Genomic DNA, 21,395 nt, shown 5'->3' on the forward strand with positions numbered 1-21,395 from the left:
GCCTCATGTTTTTAGCTCGAAATATCTTACACAAATGCCTGCCCGGTGGTAGAGACGCGACACTTCGCGTCTCCCGTCGGAACGAATACAATCGCGCAGGTTTGGCAACGCCGAGACGCGAAGTGTCGCGTCTCTACCTGGTTCTGGTTGGCTTTTTCTTAGCCCTAAATGCCCACGCCCAGGAAGCCAGCGTGTACTTCTTCCCCGGCGTTTCCAACCCACCCAAAATCTACGACGGACCCGTGGGCAACGCCTGGGAGATTCCGCAGATTACGGAGCTGAACCGCGATAAATCGCGGGCCACGGCTTACTCCTTTGCCACTGAAAAGGACGCGCTGACGGGCAACCGCGACAGGACACCGCGCCTGCTGTCGCTCAACGGTTTGTGGGATTTCAACTTTGCGATAAAACCCGCCGATGCGCCCAAGGATTTCTACAAAAGCCGCGTGAGTGGCTGGAAGCAGTTGGCCGTGCCGTCGAACTGGGAGATGAATGGCTACGACCTGCCCATTTACAAGAGCGCCAAGTACCCGTTTCGGCCCGTGAACCCGCCGCTGGTGCCGCAGGATTACAACGGCGTGGGCTCGTACCAGCGCACGTTTTCGGTGCCGGCCGGGTGGCAAAATCAGAACGTGACGCTGCATTTCGGGGGCGTCAGCTCGGCGTTTAAGGTGTGGGTGAACGGGAAGTTTCTGGGCTACGGCGAGGACAGCTGTTTGCCGTCGGAATTTAACGTGACGCCGTATCTGCAAAGCGGCGAAAACGTGGTGTCGGTGCAGGTAATGCGCTGGTCGGATGGCTCCTACCTCGAAGACCAGGACCACTGGCGGCTGAGCGGCATCTTCCGCGAGGTGCTGCTGCTGGCAGAGCCCAAGCTGCGCATCGCCGACTTTCACTGGCAGGCCAAGCTCGACAAGCAGTACCGGGACGCCGTGCTGAGCATCCGCCCGCGCCTCGAAAACCTGACCGGCAACAACGACATTTCCGGCTACCAAGTGCGGGCCCAGCTCTTCGACAAAACGGGCGCACCGGTGTTGGAGAAACCCTTGCAGCGCACCGCCGAGAGCATCATCAACGAGCCCTATCCCCGCCTCGACAACGCCAAGTTCGGCCTGCTCGAAACCACCGTGCGCAACCCGCTGAAGTGGAGCGACGAGGCCCCCAACCTCTACACGCTGGTGCTCACGCTGACCGACCAGACCGGCGCGGTGCTGGAGGCCAAGAGCTGCAAGGTGGGCTTCCGCAGCATCGAGTTTTCGAAGGACAACGGCAAGCTGCTCATCAACGGCAAGCTGACCTACCTCTACGGCGTGAACCGCCACGACCACCACCCCACCAAGGGCATGGCCGTGAGCCGCGACGACATCCGGCAGGACGTGCGCACGCTCAAGCAGTTCAATTTCAACTGCATCCGCACCAGCCACTACCCCAACGACCCGTACTTCTACGACCTCTGCGACGAATACGGCATCCTGGTCATCGACGAAGCTAACCTCGAAACCCACGGCCTGGGCTCCAAGCTCAGCAACGACCCGGCCTGGACCACCGCCTACCAGGAGCGCAGCATGCGCATGGCCCTGCGCGACAAAAACCACCCCAGCATCATCTTCTGGAGCCTTGGAAATGAGAGCGGCCGCGGCCCCAACCACGCCGCCATGGCCGCCTGGCTGCACGATTTTGACATCACCCGGCCCATCCACTACGAGCCCGCCATGGGCGACCCGCACCTCGACGGCTACATCGACCCCAACGACCCGAACTACCCCAAAAACCACGCCTACCGCATCCAGGTGCCGCGCGACCAGGCTTACGTGGACATGGTGAGCCGCATGTACCCCGGCCTGTTTACGGCCGAGCTGCTGGCCAACCAGCAAAACGGCGACAACCGGCCCATTTTCTTCTGCGAATACGCCCATTCGATGGGCAACGCCACCGGCAACATGAAGGAATTCTGGGACATCTGGCGGCGCACCAAGCGCATCATCGGCGGCTGCATCTGGGAGTTTAAAGACCAGGGCCTGTTGAAGAAAGACTCCACGGGCACGGCGTTTTACGCCTACGGCGGCGACTTCAAGGAGAAGTACTACGACGACTTCACCATCAAGGGCATCGTGGCCTCGGATGGCCGGCCGCACGCGGCCATTTACGAGTGCAAGCGCGTGTACCAGCCCGCCGAATGCACGCTGACGGATGCGGCCCGAGGCTTGATTAAGGTTGAAAACCGCCACGCCAGCAAGTCGCTGGCCGACTACGCCACGACTTTGGTGGTGCGCGAGGACGGCCGCGTTATTTCGACCAAGCTGCTGCCGCGCCTGCGGCTGGCCGCCGGGCGCGACACGGTTATTTCGCTCAAGCCTTACTTGCCCAACATGAAGGCGGGCGCGGAGTATCTGGCCACCATTTCCTTCGCGCTGCCGCAGGCCACGGCCTGGGCCGCGCAGGGCCACGAAGTAGCCAGCAACCAGTTTGCGCTTACCGGCTTGGCTGAGGCGCCGAAAGCTGCCAAAACCTACCCGGCCGTGGCCGTGCGTGACGACGCCGCCGCCTACGTGCTCAGCGGCAAGGACTTTCAGGTGAGCATTGCCAAAGCCACCGGCGCGCTCACCTCCTACCGCTACCAGGGCACCGAGCAGCTGGCCGTTCCGCTCCTGCCCCACTTCACCCGCCCCCTCACCGACAACGACCGCCGCGGCTGGAAGGCCGACAAGAAGCTGAAGGAGTGGTTTACGGCCGCCCCCAAGCTGCAAAGCCTGACGCTGGATAAGTCGCAACCCAGCCGGCCCAGCCTCACCAGTACCTACACCCTCATCGAGGACAAAACCACCGTGCGCGTGACCTACACCCTGAACGGCGACGGCACGCTACGCGTGATGTACGCCCTCACGCCTGCCGCCGGCCTGCCCAACATCCCGCGCGTGGGCATGCAAATGGGCATCAAGCGCGCCTACGATAACGTCAGCTACTATGGCCGCGGCCCGATGGAGAATTACATCGACCGCCGCTACGGCTTCGACGCAGGCATCTACACCCAGCCGCTGGCCGAGTTTGCCGAGTCCTACGTGGTGCCGATGGAGTACGCCAACCGCACCGACGTGCGCTGGATGCAGCTCGCCGACCAGCAAAAAACCGGCCTGCTCGTGGTGGCCGACAGCCTGCTGAGCATGAACGCCTGGCCCCACACCGAGCAGAACATTCAGACGGCCCGCCACACCAACAAGCTGAAAGACGCCGGTTTCCTCACCCTCAACATCGACCTAGCCCAAATGGGTGTGGGCGGCAACACCAGCTGGGACGCCCAGGCCGCCCCGATTGAGAAATACCAGTTGCCCTCGAAACCCTACAGCTACAGTTTCTACCTGCTGCCCGTGAACGGGAAAACGGACGCGAGCAGGTTGGCGCGGAGTGTTCGGTTTGATAGCCAATTAGGCCGTCATGCAGAGCGCAGCGAAGCATCTCGCGTGCTGAAATAATCAACTACCAATTGCAACGAAGCGAGCGAGATGCTTCGCTGCGCTCTGCATGACGTTCAACAACCCACCCCAAAATGCCCTCCGAACCCATCCACCTCAAAGGCATCACCTGGAACCACAGCCGCGGCTTCGTGCCGATGGCCGCCACTGCCCAGCGCTTCGCCGAGCTGAACCCCAACGTCCACATCACTTGGGAGAAACGCTCGTTGCAGCAGTTTGCTGATGAGTCGATTCAGCAGCTGGCCGAGCGGTTCGATTTGCTCGTAATTGACCACCCGTGGGCCGGATTTGCGGCGCGCACCGGCTCCATCCTGCCGCTGGATGAGTACCTGCCCGCCGAGTTCTTGGCTGACCAGCAGGCCAACACCGTGGGCCATTCCTTCGAGAGCTACAGCTTCAACGGCCACCAGTGGGCCCTGCCCATCGACGCGGCCACGCCCGTGGCCGCCAGCCGCCCCGACCTGCTGGCCCGGCACGGCCTCGCCCTGCCCGACACCTTCGCCGACCTGCTGGCCCTGGCCGACCGCGGCCTTGTCGCCTTCTCGCTCATCCCCATCGACACGCTGATGAGCTTCTATATGTTCTGCTGCTCGCTGGGCGAAGACCCCTGCCAGCGCGAAAACGAGGTGGTGAGCGAAGCTGTAGGCATTCAGGTCCTGCAGATGTTCCGCGAACTGGCCAGCAAAGTGGACCCGGCCTGCTTCCACCGCAACCCCATTCAAGTGTACGAGGCCATGACGCAGACCGACGCCTTGGCCTACTGTCCCTTTGCCTACGGCTACTCCAACTACGCCCGCCGCGGCTACGCCCGCCGTCTGCTGCATTTCCACGACATGGTGGCCCTCACGCCCGGCGGCCCGCGCCTGCGCAGCACCCTCGGCGGCACCGGCCTGGCCATTTCAGCCAAATGCAGCGAGGCAGCAACCGCCGTGCGCTACGCCGAATTCGTGGCCTCGCCCACCTGCCAGCAAACGCTGTATTTCGACAACGGCGGCCAGCCCGGCCACCTTAGCGCCTGGCAGGATGAGCAGGTGAATGCACAGTCCAGCAACTACTTCAGCGCCACGCTTCCGGCCTTGCAGCGCGCCTTTTTGCGCCCGCGCTACCACGGCCACATGTTCTTCCAGGACCACGCCGGCGAGCCCGTGCGGCAGTATTTGATGAATGGCGGCGATGAGCGGGCGCTGTTGCGCGAGCTGAACGAGTTATATGTGAAATCCCGAACGATGGCGTGAATCACACGAATCATGTGATTCAAAAGAACGTCAACACCCAGCTCGTCATGCTGAGCGCAGTCGAAGCATCTCTACCGTTTCGTCTAAGTCGTTCAACGAAGCGGTAGAGATGCTTCGACTGCGCTCAGCATGACGTCCTGAAACAGTATCAAAACAAGTATATGTCCCTCCCCCTCTCCGGCCTGTTAGTCATCGAGTTCAGCCAGTTTCTGGCCGCTCCCTCGGCAGGCCTGCGGCTGGCCGACCTCGGCGCGCGCGTCATCAAAATTGAGCGGCCGGGCACCGGCGAGGCCGGCCGGCAGATTGCCATCAAAAACCTGTTTGTGGAAGGCAGCAGCCTGGTTTTTCACACCATCAACCGCAATAAGGAATCCTACGCCGCCGACCTGAAAAACCCCGACGACCTGGCGCAGGTGAAGCAGCTGCTGGCGCAGGCCGATATCATGACCCACAACTTCCGGCCGGGCATCATGGAGAAAATCGGTCTCGACTATGCCGCCGTACGAGCCCTGAACCCGCGCATCATCTACGGCGTGGTGACGGGCTACGGCCCCACCGGCCCCTGGGCCAGCAAGCCGGGGCAGGATTTGCTTATCCAGTCGATGTCGGGCCTCACCTACCTATCGGGCACGAAGCACAACGGCCCCACGCCCTTTGGCATCGCGGTGGCCGATATCATCTGCGGCTCGCACTTCGCGCAGGGGCTGCTGGCGGCCGTGCTCAGGCGCGGCACCACCGGCCAGGGCGCGCTGGTGGAAGTGAGTCTACTCGAATCGGTGCTCGACATGCAATTTGAGTTGCTGACCACTCACCTGAACGACGGCGGCCAGCTGCCCCAGCGCGGCGCGGCCCGTGGCACCGCCCACGCCTACCTCAGCGCGCCCTACGGCATCTACCAAACCCAGGACGGCTACCTGGCCCTGGCCATGGGCAATCTGGATAAACTCGATGCCAAACTGAGCACGGGCATTCTGGCCGACTACCCCACCGCCAGTTCCTGGTTCGATGGCCGCGACGACATCGCCGCCCGCCTCGCCGCCGCCCTGCGCGAACAACCCACCGCCGAGTGGCTAGAGCAGCTGGAGCCGCTGGGCATCTGGTGCGCCGAGGTGCTGAACTACCAGCAAGCCACCAGCAGCCCCGGCTACGAGGTGCTGGGAATGCAGCAGCTGGTGAAGCTGAGCGACGGGCAGCACCTAGCTACTACGCGCTGCCCCATTCGGATTGATGGTAAAAAGCTGTATTCGACCAAAGCGGCGCCTACGCCAGGGCGGCACACAGAGGCGATTAAGGAAGAATTTAGCTTAGCTACTGCTGGTACCATCTCCCCGGTCTCCTTCGAAAAAGCGGATGCAAAAACTGTGGTTCAGGCAGAAAAAAGGCCTCTCGAAGGCCTGCTGGTTGTCGATTTCAGCCAGTTCCTTTCCGGCCCTTCGGCCGCCCTACGTCTGGCCGACCTGGGCGCCCGCGTCATCAAGATTGAACGGCCCGAAACGGGCGACATCTGCCGGCACCTCTACACCTCGAACGTCATCATGAATGGCGAATCGTCGGTGTTTCACGCCATCAACCGCAACAAGGAGAGTTTCGCGGCCGACCTCAAAAACGCCGCCGACCGCGAGCAGGTGTGGGAGCTGGTGCGCCGGGCCGATGTGGTGATGCACAACTACCGCCCCGGCGTGATGGAGCGCCTGGGCTTCGACTACGCCCGCGTGAAAGCGCAGAATCCCAACATGGTATACGGTGAGATTTCCGGCTACGGCCCCGAAGGCCCCTGGCGCGACAAGCCCGGCCAGGACCTGCTGCTGCAATCCGTATCGGGCCTGACCTGGCTGAGCGGCAACGCCGAGGCCGGCCCGGTGCCCATGGGCCTGTCCATCGTGGACATGCTGGCCGGCGCGCACCTCGCGCAAGGCCTACTGGCCTGCCTGGTGCGCCAGGGCCGCAGCGGCGAGGGCGGCCTGGTGCAGGTGAGCATGCTGGAATCAGCGTTCGATTTCCAGTTCGAAACCATCACCACTTTCTTCAACGACGGCGGCGCGCTGCCCGAGCGCACCCGGCACAACAACGCCCATGCCTACCTCGGCGCCCCCTACGGCATCTACCAGACCAGCAACGGTTTTCTGGCCCTGGCCATGGGCTCGATTCCGAAGCTGAGCCAGCTGCTTAGCTGCCCCGCACTGCTGGCCTACCCCAAACCTGCCCAGGCCTTCACCCAGCGCGACGCCATAAAAGCCACGCTCGCCGAGCACCTGCGTACCGACACGACCGAAGCCTGGCTGGCCATCCTGGAGCCCGCCGATATCTGGTGCGCCAACGTGCTGACCTGGGATAAGCTGCTGGCTCACGAAGGCTTCCAAGCGCTGAACATGGTGCAGGAGGTGACGATGGCCGACGGCTACGCTTACCGCACCACCCGCTGCCCCATCCGCCTCGACGGCGAACTGCTGACGTCGCCCAAAGGCTCCCCGCAGCTGGGCCAGGACAACGCCGCCCTGCTGCGTGAAATCACCACCCCGCAAGCCCTCCGCCATGATGCCTGAGCAGCCTCCATTTCGAATTGCCGTGCGGCAGTTTGGCCCTTTCGAGAGTGCTATGGCGAAGCTGTGGGCTGGCTTTTGTGAGGAAACCGGCTGCGAACTAGCCGTTGAAATGGTGCCGATGGACTTGCACCAGCTCTACGCCAGCCTGCTCACCGAAAAGGGCTTGCTGAAGGGCGACTGGGACGTGGCCCACATCAACACCGACTGGCTGCCGGAAGCCGCCAGCACCGGTGCGCTCGAAGACCTCGCCCCCTACCTCCGGCAGAACCCGCCCGCCGATTTTCCCATCGGCTGGAGCCCCTCGCTGCTGGCCATGCAGCAGATGGGCGACGCCACCGTGGGCCTGCCATTTCACGACGGGCCGGAGTGCCTCATCTACCGCAAAGACCTGTTTGAGAACCCGCAAGAGCAGGCGCGTTTCCAGCAACTGCACGGCCGGCCGCTGCAGGTGCCCGAAACCTGGAACGACTTCCAGACGGTAGCCCGCTTCTTCCAGCGGCCGGCCGACAACCTGTTCGGCTTCGTGGCCGCCGGCTTCCCCGACGGCCACAACACGGTGTTCGACTTCTGCCTGCACCTCTGGACGCGGGGCGGCCGGCTGATGGATGCGCAGGGCCAAGTCCGCATCGACAGCGCGGCGGCGGCCGACGGCCTCGCCTTCTACCGCCAGCTGCTGCGCGACCAGGCCGCCGGGCACCCGCAGACCATGCAGTACGAGTCGGTGGCGGCCGGGCAGGCGTTTGCGCGGGGCGAAGCGGCGATGATGGTGAATTGGTTTGGCTTTGCGGCCGTGTGCGATGTGGACGCAACCTGCCCGGTGCGCGGCCGCGTCGATATTGCCCGCATTCCGCACGGCGCGGGCGGGCAGTCGGCGTCGCTGAACGTGTACTGGCTCTACGCCATCGGGGCGGGCAGCCGACACAAGGACGTGGCCTACGACTTCCTCCGCTTCGCCACGCGCCCCGAAAATGACAAGCTGCTGACGCTGGAAGGCGGCATTGGCTGCCGCCTCTCCACCTGGCACGACCCGGAAATCAACGCCCTCGTGCCCTACTACCACAAGCTCGAAATGCTGCACCAGCAGGCCCAAAGCCTCCCGCCCAAAGCCAACTGGGCCCAGCTTGCCAACATCATCGACGAGGTGGTGCTGCAGGCCATCAACACCGATGCGCCGGTAGCGGAACTGCTTGCCGCCGGCCAACAGAAAATTAACGCGCTCGACCATGTTTAAGCTGGAAAACACTGAGATTCCCTACCTGCCCGTGCTGCCCCAGCGGCCGTTGCCCATCGTCATCATCGGGGCGGGCGGCATTGTGAATGACGCGCATTTGCCGGCCTACCGCAAGGCCGGTTTTGAGGTCGTCGGCATCACCAACCGCACCCGGGCGCGGGCCGAAAAGCTGGCCACCGCCTGGGGCATCCCACACGTGTACGACTCGGTGGCCGACGCCGTGGCCCACGCGCCCGCCGAGGCCGTGTACGACGTCACCATCATGCCCGAGCAGTTTGTAGAAACGCTGAACCAGCTGCCCGACGGAGCGGGCGTACTGATTCAGAAGCCGATGGGCGACTATTTCTGGCAGAGCCAGGAGATACTGGAGGTGTGCCGCCGCAAGAACCTGGCCGCCGCTATCAATTGCCAGCTGCGTTTTGCGCCCTATGTTGCCGCCGCCCGCGAAATGCTGCGCCAGGGCCTCATCGGCGAGCTATACGACATGGAAGTGCGCGTGACGCTGGAAACGCCTTGGGAGCTGTTCCCGCACGTGATGGTCCACCCGCGCCTCGAAATCCAGTACCACAGCATCCACTACATCGACCTGATTCGCAGCTTTCTGGGCGAGCCGCGCCGCGTGCTGGCCAAAACTTTGCGGCATCCGGCTAAGGCGTTGTCGTCGTCGCGCTCCACCATTCTGTTTGACTACGGCGACACCATGCACGCCGTCATCAACACCAACCACGACCACTCCTTCGGCCCCGAAAACCAGGAGAGCTTCATCAAGTGGGAGGGCACGAAAGGCGCCATCAAAGCCCGCATGGGCCTGCTGATGAACTACCCCCACGGGGTGCCCGACAAGTTTGAATATTGCCTCATGCGCGAAGGCGAAAAGCCGGTGTGGCACACCGTGGCGCTGGAAGGCTCGTGGTTTCCGGACGCCTTCATGGGCACAATGGGCAGCCTGATGCGGTTCAAAAACGGAGAGACTGACGTGCTGCCGACCAGTGTGGAGAATGTCATTAAGACGATGGCCGTGGTGGAGGCGGCTTATGCATCGAGCGACGGCGAAACCGCAGCAACATAAAATAACTGTCATGCTTAGCGCAGCCGAAGCATCTCTACCGCTTCGTTGCTAGCGTCAGGGGTTAGTTCATCAGTAGAGATGCTTCGACTTCGCTCCGCTGCGCTCAGCATGACATCCTTATTAACTGGCCCTGACAACACCCGACTGACAACCAACCTATGTATTTCAAATCCACCTTTTTCGAAGACTATACCCTTGGTGAGAAACGCGTGACCCTCGGCCGCACCGTCACCGAAACCGACTTCGTGGTCCACGCCGGACACACCGGCGACTTCTTCCCGCATCACCTCGACGCGGAGTGGTGCAAAACCCAGCCCTTCGGCCAGCGCATCGCGCACGGCACCATGATTTTCAGCATCGGCATCGGCCTCACCGCTTCCGAAATTAACCCCGAAGCCTTCTCCAAAGGCTACGACCGGCTGCGCTTCATCAAGCCTGTGTTCATCGGCAATACCATCCATTCCGAAGTCACAATTTCGGCCAAAGAAGAAGGCAAAAAGCCGGGCTACGGCACCGTGACCGAGCACGTGCAAGTCATCAACGAGCACGGCGAAGTGGTGCTGGCCTGCGACCATTTGCTGGTGGTGAAATTGCGCGCTTCGGACAACCAATGAAACGGTCATGCTGAGCGCAGCCGAAGCACCTCTACTGCATTAGCAATCAAATCGAAGTAGCGAAGCGGTAGTGATGCTTCGACTACGCTCAGCATGACGTTATTTTTTCAATTTCTGTAACTCAATCCCACCCAATGGCCCTTGCTCCCGCTTCCATTCCGCCACCTGTTGCCACGGGCGGCCCCGTCAGTGCTCGCACCTATTTGCTGCCGTTTAGCTTGGTGGTGGGCGTGTTCTTCCTGTGGGGCATGGCGCACAGCCTCGATTCTATCCTGATTCCGCACCTCCAGAAAGCCTGCCAACTCAACAACCGGCAGTCCACCTTCGTGGATACGGCCGTGTTTCTGGCTTACTTCCTGATGGCCATTCCGGCCGGAGTCCTGCTCAAGCGGCTGGGCTATAAGACGACCATTATCCTGGGATTGTTGGCCTTCGCGGGCGGAGCCTTTCTGTTCGTGCCCGCCGCCGATGCCCGCTCCTACGGCCTGTTTCTGACCGCGCTGTTCATCATCGGCTGCGGCCTAACGACGCTGGAAACTGCCGCCAACCCCTACGCCGCCGTGCTCGGCCCGCCCGAATCGTCGACGAGCCGGCTGAACCTGGCAGCCTCGTTCAATGGGCTGGCGGTTTTTGTGGCCCCTATCATCGGCGCCAACCTGATTTTGTCGGGCAAGGAGTACACCAAGGCCCAGCTGGCCGCCATGCCCGAGGCCATCCGCAGCACCTACCTCAACCACGAAGCCGCGGCCGTGAAGCTGCCGTACATCGTGCTGGGCTGCGTGCTGGTAGCCGTGGCAGTGCTGTTCTTTTTCAGCAAGCTGCCCGAGGTGCGGGCCGCCGAAGCCGAGCCCTCGGAAGGCGGCGGCTTCTTCGCGGTGCTGAAACACCGGCACCTCACCTGGGCCGTGGTGGCGCAGTTTTTCTACGTGGGGGCACAGGTGTGCGTCACGAGTTTCTTCATCCGGATGGCCAAGCAGGGCGCCGGCGTGGATGAGAAAACGGCCGGCTACTACCTGGCCGTGTACGGCCTACTGTTTATGGTGGGCCGTTTCATTGGCACCGCTTTGCTGAAGTACATCGCCTCGCAGCGGCTGCTGTCGATTTATGCCGTGGTCGCCATGGCGCTGTGCGCAGTGGCCGTGTTCGGCGACGGGGCCTACGTCATTTACGCGCTAGGCGGACTGGGCTTTTTCATGAGCATTATGTTCCCCACCATCTTCGCCCTGGGCATCGCCGGCCTCGGCGACGACACCAAGCCCGGCTCGTCGTGGCTGGTGATGTCCATCGTGGGCGGCGCCATCATGCCTCCCCTCATGGGCACGCTCATCGATATGCGCGGCGACAACATCCAAATTGGCTACCTCATCCCGATGGTTTGCTACCTGGTGATTCTGCTGTTTGGCATGTACGGCTACCGGGTGAAGGGGCGGCTGGTATAGGCCGTCTGCGCAACCTAATACGTCATGCTGAGCGCAGTCGAAGCATCTCTACCGCAGCAGCAATCAATTCCATCAAAAGGGCAACGAAGCGGTAGAGATGCTTCGACTGCGCTCAGCATGACGACCTAACAAATTCAACGTCACAATGAAAACCCGCTTGCTCCCCAAGACGCTCCTGCTGCTCGCGCTGCCGACGCTCGGCCTGCTGCCGGCCCCGGTGCGCGCCCAGCAAGCGCCCGATTTGGAAGCCTTGTTCAAGTCCCCGCCCGAGGCGGCGCGGCCGTGGGTGTTCTGGTATTGGATGAATGGGGCCGTGACGCCGGCGGGCATCACCGCCGATTTGGCGGCCATGAAGGAAGCCGGCATCGGCGGGGCGTATTTGATGCCGATAAAGGACGTGGAGAACCCGCCGGCCATCTCGCCGCCGGCGCGGCAGCTGTCGCCGCAGTGGTGGGCGATGGTGAAACACTCGATGCAGGAAGCCGACCGGCTGGGGTTGAAGCTAGCCATGCACGTGAGCGACGGCTTTGCGCTGGCGGGCGGGCCGTGGATTACGCCGGAGCTGTCGATGCAGCACGTGGTATCGACCCAAACGCCGGTGGCGGGCGGTAAAAAGCTGGCTATCAACCTGCCCCGGCCGGCCGCCGTGCAGGGCTACTACCGCGACATTGCCGTGTACGCCTACCCCACGCCCACCGGCAGCGGCGTTTCCACGGCCAGCCTCAAGCCGCAGATTACCAGCAGCCTAACCAGCGAAAACATCGACTTGCTGGCGACCCAAGGCAACAAAAAAGGCTTCAAAACCAATGAGCCGGGCTGGATTCAATACGCGTTCGACCAGCCGTTTACCTGCCGCAGCATCCGCATCCGCTCCAACGGCTATAACTACCAGGCCAACCGCTTGCAGGTGGCCGTGAGCGACGACGGCCGCACCTTCCGGCCGCTCACGCGCCTGCAGCCGCCCCGCAGCGGCTGGCAGGACAGTAGCGCCGTTACGCACGCGCTGCCCGCCACCACGGCCCGGTTTTTCCGCTTCACCTACGACCCCGCCGGCTCGGAGCCGGGCGCCGAGGACCTCGACGCAGCCAAGTGGAAGCAGAGCCTGAAAGTGTCGGAAATCCAGCTATCCGGCGAGGCGCGCATCCACCAGTTCGAGGGCAAAAACGGCGATGTGTGGCGCGTGAGCGAGCGCACCACGCCCGCCCAGCTGCCCGACGCGCAGTGCGTGCCGCTGGGCCGCGTCCTCAACCTCACCGACAAGCTCGACGCCAGCGGCCGCCTCACCTGGCAGGCCCCGGCCGGCCGCTGGACCATCCTGCGCATGGGCCACACCAGCACCGGCCAAATCAACACCACCGGCGGCGGCGGGCGCGGGCTGGAGTGCGATAAATTCAACCCAGAAGCCGTTGGGCTGCAGTTTGATAAGTGGTTTGGCGAGGCCGTGCGGCAGGGCGGGCCGGAGCTGGCGGCGCGGGTGCTCAAGGTCTTCCACGTCGATAGCTGGGAGTGCGGCTCGCAGAACTGGTCGGGGAATTTTGCGGCGGAGTTTCGGGCGAGACGCGGCTATGACCTGTTGCCCTACCTGCCCGTAATGGCCGGCGTACCGCTGCAAAGCGCCGACCAGTCGGAGCGGGTGCTATTCGATGTGCGCCAGACCATTGCGGAGCTGGTGAACGACAAATTTTACGTGACGCTGCGCGACCTGGCGCACGCCAAAGGCTGCACGTTTTCGGCCGAGGCCATCGCGCCCACGATGGTGAGCGACGGCATGCTGCACTACCAGAACGCCGACGTGCCGATGGGCGAATTCTGGCTGCGCAGCCCCACCCACGACAAGCCCAACGACATGCTCGACGCCATTTCAGGGGCGCACATCTACGGCAAGAATATCATTGGGGCCGAGTCGTTTACGGAGTTGAAGCTGGCCTGGGACGAGCACCCCGGCATGCTGAAGGCCCTGCAGGACCGTAATTACGCGCTGGGCGTCAATCGCCTGGTGTATCACGTGTTCACGCACAACCCCTGGCTCGACCGCAAGCCGGGCATGACGCTGAGCAGCATCGGCCTGTTTTTCCAGCGCGACCAAACCTGGTGGAAGCCCGGCCGCGCCTGGGTGGACTACGCCCGCCGCTGCCAGGCGCTGCTGCAGCTTGGCCGGCCGGTGGTGGATGTGGCCGTGTTCACGGGTGAGGAAACGCCGCGCCGGGCCATCCTGCCCAATCGGCTGGTGAACGACCTGCCCGGCATTTTCGGCCCGCAGGCCGTGGCCGCCGAGCAAAAGCGCCTCGCCAACGCGGGCCTACCCATGCGCGAGCAGCCGGAGAAAATCTCCGCTTCGGCCAACATGGAAACCGCCGACATGCTGGTGGACCCGTTGCACGGCTACGCCTACGATTCCTTTAACAAGGACGCACTGCTGCGGCTGGCAAAGGTGGAAAACGGCCGCATCGTGCTGCCAGGCGGCGCCAGCTACGGCCTGCTGGTGGTGCCGGGGGCACTGAAAATGAGTCCGGACAGCAGCAGTATGTCGCCGGAAGTGGCGAAGAAGTTGCGGGAGTTGGCGCAGGCTGGGGCCACTATTTTGCTCAACCGGCAGACCAGCCACTCTCCATCACTAAGTGGCTTTCCGGATGCAGACAAGCAAGTGCAACAAGTGGCGAAAGAATTGATAGTCACTTCAATTCCTATAGCGACTTACAACACTCCAACAGGCCCAATTCAAGTATTATCTAACCATTATAAAATAGGCAATTCTACCGCTGATTTAAAACCAATGAATGTGTTGCCTGGACCTTACAAAGCCGACTCTTTCATTGTGTTCGGTTTGGAGCCAGATGTCACTTCCAGAAACGCCAGCGGCCAGCGTGCAAAGGGCATCGCCTGGACACACCGCACCGACACGCAATTCGACATTTATTTCATTTCAAATCAGCTCGACTCGGCCCGCACCATTGACTTGAGTCTGCGTGTGGCGGGCCGCAAGCCGGAACTGTGGGATGCCGTAACCGGCGAAATTCGCCCGGCTACCAACTGGAAAATCGAAAACGGCCGCACGCTGCTGCCGCTTCGCCTGGACCGAAACGGCTCAGTTTTCGTGGTTTTCCGTGAACCGGCTACGCAATCCGGCGCTTACACGGGCCTGAACTGGCTGGAAACGCGACCAGTGCAGACGCTAAACGGGTCTTGGCAGGTGCGCTTCGACTCCAAAATGGGCGGGCCGGCGCAGCCGGTGGCTTTCACCCAGCTTACCGATTGGAGCAAGCACCCGGATGCGACTATCAGCCATTATTCCGGCACTGCCGAGTACAGCCAAAATTTCAAGTGGAAGCCGGCCAAAGGGCCGCAGCAGCGCGTGTGGCTGGAACTAGGCCAGCTCGCCAACCTCGCCGAAGTGCAGGTGAACGGCAAGCCCTGCGGCATTGCCTGGACCGCTCCCTACCGCCTCGACATCACCGACGCCATTCGGAAAGGCGACAACCAACTCCGCATCCTCGTCACCAACACCTGGGCCAACCGCCTCATCGGCGACCAAAGCCTGCCGCCCGAAAAACGACTCACCCAAACCACGGCCGCTTCGCCGGCCGCCAACAAGCCGCTGCTGCCGGCCGGCCTGCTGGGGCCCGTGCGCCTCAGCACCAGCCCACTTCCTGACTCGCAACCTCATTAATCCGTTATGAACGTGTCAAATTCTGTAATTCGCCTGGGCCTTCTTGGGCTCGTGCTGGCCCTGGCAGCTGTGCCCGCGCAAGCCCAGCAAAAGGCCCTCGTAAACACGTCGACCAGCACCCACGCCAAGCTCAGCAGCGTGGACATGGGCAGCGTGCAGTGGACCAACGGCTTCTGGGCCGAGCGCTTTGACGTGTGCCAGAAGTCGATGATTCCGACCATGTGGGCGCTCTACCACTCCGACCGCAACCATGCTTACAAGAACTTCGAGATTGCCGCCGGGCTGGAGAAAGGCGAGCACAAGGGCCCGCCCTTCCACGACGGCGACTTCTTTAAGCTGTTGGAGGCGCTGTCGGCCTCTTACGCGGTGACGCACGACCCCAAGCTCGACCAGCAGCTCGACGAAGCCATTGCTTTGATTGTGAAAGTGCAGCGGCCCGATGGCTACATCAGCACTCAGAGCACCATTGCGGAGCTGAACAACCCGAGCCAGAAGGCCGCCTTCAAAAACCGGCTGAATTTCGAGACCTACAACCTGGGCCACCTGATGACGGCCGGCTGCGTGCACTACCGCGCCACGGGCAAGACCACGCTGCTGAATGCCGCGAAGAAAGCCACGGATTACCTGTATAACTTCTACAAAACGGCCTCGCCCGAGCTGGCGCGCAACGCCATCTGTCCGGCGCACTACATGGGCGTGGTGGAGATGTACCGCACCACCCGCGACCCGCGCTACCTGGAGCTGGCCAAAAGCCTGATTGACATCCGCGGGCTGGCCGCCGACATCGGCACCGATGACAACCAGGACCGCATTCCGTTCCGCCAGATGCAGAAGGCGGGCGGCCACGCCGTGCGGGCCAATTACCTCTTTGCCGGCGCGGCCGACGTGTACGCCGAAACCGGCGACGCGACCCTGCTCACGACCCTCAACAAAATGTGGGACGACGTGACGCAGCACAAAATGTACGTGACCGGGGCCTGCGGGGCGCTCTACGACGGCGTGTCGCCCGACGGCACGGCCTACAAGCCCGACACGGTGCAGAAAATCCACCAGGCTTACGGCCGCGACTACCAATTGCCCAACTTCACGGCCCACGGCGAAACCTGCGCCAACATCGGCAACGTGCTCTGGAACTGGCGCATGCTCCAGGTAACCGGCGACGCCAAGTACGCCGACGTGCTGGAAACCGCCCTCTACAACAGCGTGCTCTCCGGCATCAGCCTCGATGGCCAGCGCTTTCTCTACACCAACCCGCTGGCGTATTCCGACGCGCTGCCCTTCCACCAGCGCTGGTCCAAGGACCGGGTCGACTACATCAGCCTCTCCAACTGCTGCCCGCCCAACGTGGTGCGCACCATTGCCGAGGTGAACAACTACGTGTACAGCACTTCCGACAAAGGCCTGTGGGTGAACCTCTACGGTGGCAGCACGCTGAACACCAAGCTGAAGAACGGCGCGCCGCTGAAGCTGCGCCAGGAAACGAATTACCCCTGGGACGGCGCCGTGAAGCTCACCCTGGACCAAGCGCCCAAGAAGGCATTTTCGGTGTTTTTGCGGGTGCCGGGCTGGTGCGAAGGCGCCACGGTGCTCGTCAACGGCAAGCCCGTGGCGGCCACCCTCACGCCCGGCAGCTACGCCGAAATCAACCGCCAGTGGAAAGCCGGTGACCGGGTGGAGCTGAGCCTGCCCATGCCCGCCCAACTGGTGGAAGCCAACCCTTTGGTGGAGGAAACCCGCAACCAGGTAGCCGTGAAGCGCGGCCCCATCGTGTACTGCCTCGAGAACAAGGACCTTACGGCCGGCCAGAAGCTTTCGGGCCTCGTCATTCCCGCTGGCACCAGCTTCACGCCGCAGCACAAACAGGTGGAAAACAGCGACGTTGTATTCCTTACCGGCCAGGCCACGCTCATGCCCGAAGCAGCGCAGTGGGGCTCGCAGCTCTACCGCAAGCTGCCCGCCGAAAAGCCCACCACGGTCCCGGTCACGCTCATCCCCTACTACGCCTGGGGCAACCGCGGCCACGCCGATATGGAGGTATGGATTCCGGTGAGTCGTTAGAAATCAGTTTATAATCAACAGCTTATTGCCGTCATGCAGCGCGCAGCGAAGCATCTTGCTCGCCACCACTAATTATACTGATTAAGTTACTGCTGCACACGAGATGCTTCGCTGCGCGCTGCATGACAGGAAACTTTTACCTGATGTTACTTATGAAGCTCAAGCCTCTTTTTCTCTTTTGCCTCACGCTATTTCTCCCGCTGTTCACCCACGCCCAGCTCCGCCTGGCCTCGCTGTTCACCGACAACATGGTGATGCAGCAGCAGGCCGACTGCGCTGTGTGGGGCTGGGCCAAGGCCGGCAACACCATCACCGTCAGTCCTTCATGGAGCAAGCAGAAATACACGGCCCAAGTCGACGCGGCCGGCAAGTGGCGGCTGAAAGTAAAAACGCCGGCCGCGAGCTATACCCCCTACACGCTGAGCATCAGCGGCGACGGCCCGGCCGTGCAGCTCAAAAACGTGCTGGTGGGCGAAGTGTGGCTCTGCGGCGGGCAGTCGAACATGGAAATGCCGATGAAGGGCTTCAAAGGCCAGCCTGTGCTGGGCTCGAATGAGGCAATTATTCATTCCAAAAACGAACAGCTGCGCCTCTACACCGTGCCCCGCTCCTCGGTAACCGAGCCGCAGGAAAACAGCAAGCCCTCGCCCTGGCGCTTGTCCGAGCCCGAGGCCGTGGGCAACTTCAGCGCCACGGCCTACTACTTCGGGCGGCTGTTGCAGGAGCAACTGCGGGTGCCGGTGGGCCTGCTGCACTGCAGCTACAGCGGCTCCTTCATCGAGGCCTGGATGGACGCGGAGAACCTGCGGCAGTTTGCCGGCGTGAAGATTCCGGCCAAGGGCGACACCATCAAGCTGGTGAGCCGCACGGCTACCACGCTCTACAACGGCATGCTGCACCCCATTGAGGGCTACGGCATCAAGGGCGCCATCTGGTACCAGGGTGAGTCGAACTACGACCGGCCCGACGAGTACGCACAGCTGTTCGCCGCCATGGTGAAGCAGTGGCGCACCAAGTGGGGCATGGGCGACTTCCCGTTCTACTACGCCCAGATTGCGCCCTTCGACTACACCCGCACCTCCAAAAACAAGGGCGGCAAATACAACTCGGCCTTCATTCGCGACACCCAGCGCAAGCTGCAGGACCAGGTGCCCAACACCGGTATGGCTGTCTTGCTTGACGTGGGCGAGGAAACCAGCATCCACCCCATGCGCAAGGAGCCCGGCGGCACGCGCCTGGCGTTGCTGGCCCTGGCCCAAACCTACGGCCTGAAAGGCTTCGGCGCCCTCAGCCCGAGCTACGAATCGTTGACGGTGAAAGACAACACGGCCACCGTGCGCTTCAAGAATTCGCCGATGGGCATGACCACCTTCGGGCAGGAATTGACCGGCTTCGAAATAGCCGGCGCCGACCAGAAATGGTACCCGGCCAAAGCCAGCATCAGCGGCAGCAGCATCACCGTTTCGGCCGAGGCAGTGAAGGCGCCGGTGGCGGTGCGCTACGCGTTTCAGGACTTCACCAAGGCCACGCTGTTCAGCAACGAAGGCCTGCCAGTGTCGTCGTTCCGCACGGATGATTGGGCGCAATGAGGGCAGAAAATAATACTTTGACTGTCATGCAGAGCGCAGCGAAGCATCTCGCTTGTGGTAGTAACTCAATCGCAAGGAAAGAATTAGTGACGGCACGCGAGATGCTTCGCTGCGCTCTGCATGACGGCCGGGTATTCCTTATGCTGCTGATGCGGCATGTATTTCTGCTGTTTTCGCTGCTTCCGCTTATCTCCCACGCCCAAAGCCCCGAACTCGCCACCAACAACATCACCTGGACCAGCCCCAGCAAAAACGCGGGCGAATCGATGCCCTGCGGCGGCGGCGACATCGGCCTGAACGTGTGGGCCGAAAACGGCGACGTGCTGTTTTATATCGCCCGCAGCGGCACCTTTGATGAGAATAACTCGCTGCTGAAGCTGGGCCGCGTGCGCCTGCACCTCACGCCCAACCCCTTCGACCAGGGCACTTTCAAACAGGAATTAGCCCTGCAAACCGGCGACGTGACGCTCACCGGCAAAGCGGGCCAAACCACGGCCCAGGTGCATGTGTGGGTCGAGGTGCATAGGCCCGTCGTGCATGTCGAAATCAGCAGCAATGCCCGGCTGAGTGCCGAAGCCACCTATGAGAGCTGGCGCTTTGCCGACCGTCGCACCAAGGGCAAGGAAAACAACCAGAACTCCTACAAATGGGCGCCGCAGGGCGACGTCAGCACCCGGCACGACAGCATCGGGTTCCGCAATCAAGACATCGAGTTTTTCCACCAGAACCGGGCCCAAACGGTATTCGATGTGACGGTTCAGCAGCAAGGGCTGGCTGCGGTGAAAGCCCAGCTTTACAACCCACTCCACCAGCTGGTTTTTGGTGGCGCGATGCAGGGCCCCAATATGCGCCCGGCCGGCACTACCCGCGGCCAGTACCTCAACACCCCCTACCACGGCTGGAAGCTGCGGAGCCAGGCCCCGGCCCGCACGCATTCGCTGGTGGTGGCGCTGCACACGGCCACAGTGCCTACCGCGCCGCAGTGGCAGCAGGGGTTGCAGCAGACGCTGGCTGCCGCCAGGCAAAATCCCAAGGCCGCCCGCCAGCGCACCCTGGCCTGGTGGCGCGACTACTGGCAGCGCAGCTACATCCACATTCAGCCGAACCAAGCCGCCACCAATGCCCCGAGTGGCAGGCCGGCCGCAACTACCAGCTCATGCGCTACATGCTGGGCTGCAATGCCTTCGGCCAGTGGCCCACCAAGTTCAACGGCGGCCTCTTCACCTACGACCCGGTGCTGACGGATTCTACCATGAAGTTTACGCCCGATTTTCGCAACTGGGGCGGCGGCACCCACACCGCCCAAAATCAGCGCCTGGTGTACTGGCCCCTGCTGAAAAGCGGCGACGCGGAGCTAATGAAACCGCAGTTCGATTTTTACCTGCGCCTGCTCAAAAACGCCGAATTGCGCAGCCAAACCTACTGGCACCACGGCGGCGCCTGCTTCACCGAGCAGCTCGAGAACTTCGGCCTGCCCAATCCCGCCGAGTACAACTGGAAGCGCCCCGCTGAGTTTGACAAAGGTCTGGAATACAACGCCTGGCTGGAATATGAGTGGGACACCGTGCTGGAGTTCTGCCTGATGATGCTGGAAACCGAGCGCTACGCCGGCCGCGACGTGGCCGCCTACTTGCCCTTCGTGGAAAGCTGCCTCACCTTCTTCGACGAGCACTACCAGTACCTGGCCCGGCAGCGCGGCGCCAAGGCCCTCGACGGCGCGGGCCACCTGGTGCTCTACCCCGGTTCGGGAGCCGAGACGTACAAAATGGCCTACAACTCGACTGCTACCACTACCGGCCTGCGCACCGTGCTCACGCGCCTTCTGGCGCTGCCAGCGCCCGGCTACGGTACACCGGAGCAGCGGCTGAAATGGACGGCCATGCTGGGACGCATCCCGGCTATTAGCTTCCGCGAGAGCCGGGGCTACCCTACCATTGCGCCCGCCAAAAGCTGGGAGCGCATCAACAACACCGAGAGCCCGCAGCTCTACCCGGTGTTTCCGTGGGGCTTGTATGGCGTGGGCAAAGCCGGCCTCGACACGGCCCGCAACACTTACCTGTACGACGCGGACGTGCAGAAATTCCGCAGTCACGTGGGCTGGAAGCAGCACAACATCTTCGCCGCCCGCCTCGGCCTCACCGACGAGGCCGCCGAGCTTACCGTAAAAAAATTGCAGGACTCCGGCCGCCGCTTCCCCGCCTTTTGGGGACCGGGCTACGACTGGGCGCCCGACCACAACTGGGGTGGCTCGGGCATGATAGGCTTGCAGGAGATGCTGCTGCAAACGGATGGCCGCAAAATCATCCTGCTGCCCGCATGGCCCAAGAGTTGGGACGTGCACTTCAAGCTGCACGCGCCGTACCAGACGACGGTGGAAGCTGTTCTGAAAGATGGAAAAATTCAGGAGTTGAAAGTATCTCCTGAATCGCGGCGGGCCGATGTGAAGGTAATGTAGCGTGGACTCTGCGAGTCCACGCTAC

The 21,395-nt window shown here is 62.5% G+C and carries 12 protein-coding genes; all 12 read left to right on the plus strand.

Features of this window, described 5'->3' with window-relative positions; genetic code table 11:
- Positions 1-101: 101 nt before the first annotated feature.
- The 12 genes from MUN81_RS15920 (at position 102) to MUN81_RS15975 (ending at position 21,370) form a co-directional block, all read left to right on the plus strand.
- Positions 102-3,470, plus strand: a complete 3,369-nt coding sequence (locus tag MUN81_RS15920; RefSeq protein ID WP_245112058.1) for a glycoside hydrolase family 2 TIM barrel-domain containing protein — start codon at positions 102-104, stop codon at positions 3,468-3,470.
- Positions 3,471-3,544: 74 nt separating this feature from the next.
- The gene (locus tag MUN81_RS15925; protein WP_245112059.1) at positions 3,545-4,705 is read left to right on the plus strand and encodes an extracellular solute-binding protein; all 1,161 of its coding nucleotides are present in this window, start codon (positions 3,545-3,547) and stop codon (positions 4,703-4,705) included.
- A gap of 161 nt (positions 4,706-4,866) precedes the next feature.
- Positions 4,867-7,248, plus strand: coding sequence for a CaiB/BaiF CoA-transferase family protein (locus MUN81_RS15930; RefSeq protein ID WP_245112061.1), 2,382 nt, complete (start codon positions 4,867-4,869; stop codon positions 7,246-7,248).
- Positions 7,249-7,300: 52 nt separating this feature from the next.
- Entirely contained in the window at positions 7,301-8,479 is a 1,179-nt protein-coding gene (locus tag MUN81_RS15935) for a sugar ABC transporter substrate-binding protein (protein ID WP_245112063.1), read from the plus strand.
- Positions 8,472-9,548, plus strand: a complete 1,077-nt coding sequence (locus MUN81_RS15940) for a Gfo/Idh/MocA family oxidoreductase (RefSeq protein ID WP_245112065.1) — start codon at positions 8,472-8,474, stop codon at positions 9,546-9,548. The genes MUN81_RS15935 and MUN81_RS15940 overlap by 8 nt, the downstream gene beginning before the upstream one ends.
- Before the next feature lie 158 nt (positions 9,549-9,706).
- Positions 9,707-10,162 carry a MaoC/PaaZ C-terminal domain-containing protein gene (locus MUN81_RS15945; protein WP_245112067.1) on the plus strand — a complete coding sequence of 152 codons (456 nt, stop codon included), beginning with the start codon at positions 9,707-9,709 and terminating at the stop codon, positions 10,160-10,162.
- A 134-nt stretch (positions 10,163-10,296) separates the two neighbouring features.
- Positions 10,297-11,601 carry an L-fucose:H+ symporter permease gene (gene fucP, locus MUN81_RS15950; protein WP_245112070.1) on the plus strand — a complete coding sequence of 435 codons (1,305 nt, stop codon included), beginning with the start codon at positions 10,297-10,299 and terminating at the stop codon, positions 11,599-11,601.
- A gap of 145 nt (positions 11,602-11,746) precedes the next feature.
- Entirely contained in the window at positions 11,747-15,268 is a 3,522-nt protein-coding gene (locus MUN81_RS15955; protein WP_245112072.1) for a glycosyl hydrolase, read from the plus strand.
- 6 nt (positions 15,269-15,274) lie between these two features.
- Positions 15,275-17,326 carry a glycoside hydrolase family 127 protein gene (locus MUN81_RS15960; protein ID WP_245112074.1) on the plus strand — a complete coding sequence of 684 codons (2,052 nt, stop codon included), beginning with the start codon at positions 15,275-15,277 and terminating at the stop codon, positions 17,324-17,326.
- A gap of 152 nt (positions 17,327-17,478) precedes the next feature.
- Positions 17,479-18,915, plus strand: a complete 1,437-nt coding sequence (locus MUN81_RS15965; RefSeq protein WP_245112076.1) for a sialate O-acetylesterase — start codon at positions 17,479-17,481, stop codon at positions 18,913-18,915.
- Positions 18,916-19,064: 149 nt separating this feature from the next.
- The gene (locus MUN81_RS15970) at positions 19,065-20,156 is read left to right on the plus strand and encodes a DUF5703 domain-containing protein (RefSeq protein WP_245112079.1); all 1,092 of its coding nucleotides are present in this window, start codon (positions 19,065-19,067) and stop codon (positions 20,154-20,156) included.
- Positions 20,072-21,370, plus strand: coding sequence for a hypothetical protein (locus tag MUN81_RS15975; RefSeq protein ID WP_245112082.1), 1,299 nt, complete (start codon positions 20,072-20,074; stop codon positions 21,368-21,370). The genes MUN81_RS15970 and MUN81_RS15975 overlap by 85 nt, the downstream gene beginning before the upstream one ends.
- The last annotated feature ends 25 nt before the right edge of the window (positions 21,371-21,395 follow it).

The sequence above is a fragment of the Hymenobacter sp. 5317J-9 genome (genome assembly GCF_022921075.1).
Taxonomy (GTDB): Bacteria; Bacteroidota; Bacteroidia; order Cytophagales; family Hymenobacteraceae; genus Hymenobacter.

Excerpts from the sequence above, each read along its gene's own strand:
- MUN81_RS15970 (WP_245112079.1), top strand. The coding sequence starts at position 19,065 with ATGCGGCATGTATTTCTGCTGTTTTCGCTGCTTCCGCTTATCTCCCAC.
- MUN81_RS15925 (WP_245112059.1), top strand. The coding sequence starts at position 3,545 with ATGCCCTCCGAACCCATCCACCTCAAAGGCATCACCTGGAACCACAGC.
- MUN81_RS15935 (WP_245112063.1), top strand. The coding sequence starts at position 7,301 with ATGGCGAAGCTGTGGGCTGGCTTTTGTGAGGAAACCGGCTGCGAACTA.
- MUN81_RS15930 (WP_245112061.1), top strand. The coding sequence starts at position 4,867 with ATGTCCCTCCCCCTCTCCGGCCTGTTAGTCATCGAGTTCAGCCAGTTT.
- MUN81_RS15960 (WP_245112074.1), top strand. The coding sequence starts at position 15,275 with ATGAACGTGTCAAATTCTGTAATTCGCCTGGGCCTTCTTGGGCTCGTG.
- MUN81_RS15945 (WP_245112067.1), top strand. The coding sequence starts at position 9,707 with ATGTATTTCAAATCCACCTTTTTCGAAGACTATACCCTTGGTGAGAAA.
- MUN81_RS15975 (WP_245112082.1), top strand. The coding sequence starts at position 20,072 with ATGCGCTACATGCTGGGCTGCAATGCCTTCGGCCAGTGGCCCACCAAG.
- fucP (WP_245112070.1), top strand. The coding sequence starts at position 10,297 with ATGGCCCTTGCTCCCGCTTCCATTCCGCCACCTGTTGCCACGGGCGGC.
- MUN81_RS15940 (WP_245112065.1), top strand. The coding sequence starts at position 8,472 with ATGTTTAAGCTGGAAAACACTGAGATTCCCTACCTGCCCGTGCTGCCC.
- MUN81_RS15965 (WP_245112076.1), top strand. The coding sequence starts at position 17,479 with ATGAAGCTCAAGCCTCTTTTTCTCTTTTGCCTCACGCTATTTCTCCCG.
- MUN81_RS15955 (WP_245112072.1), top strand. The coding sequence starts at position 11,747 with ATGAAAACCCGCTTGCTCCCCAAGACGCTCCTGCTGCTCGCGCTGCCG.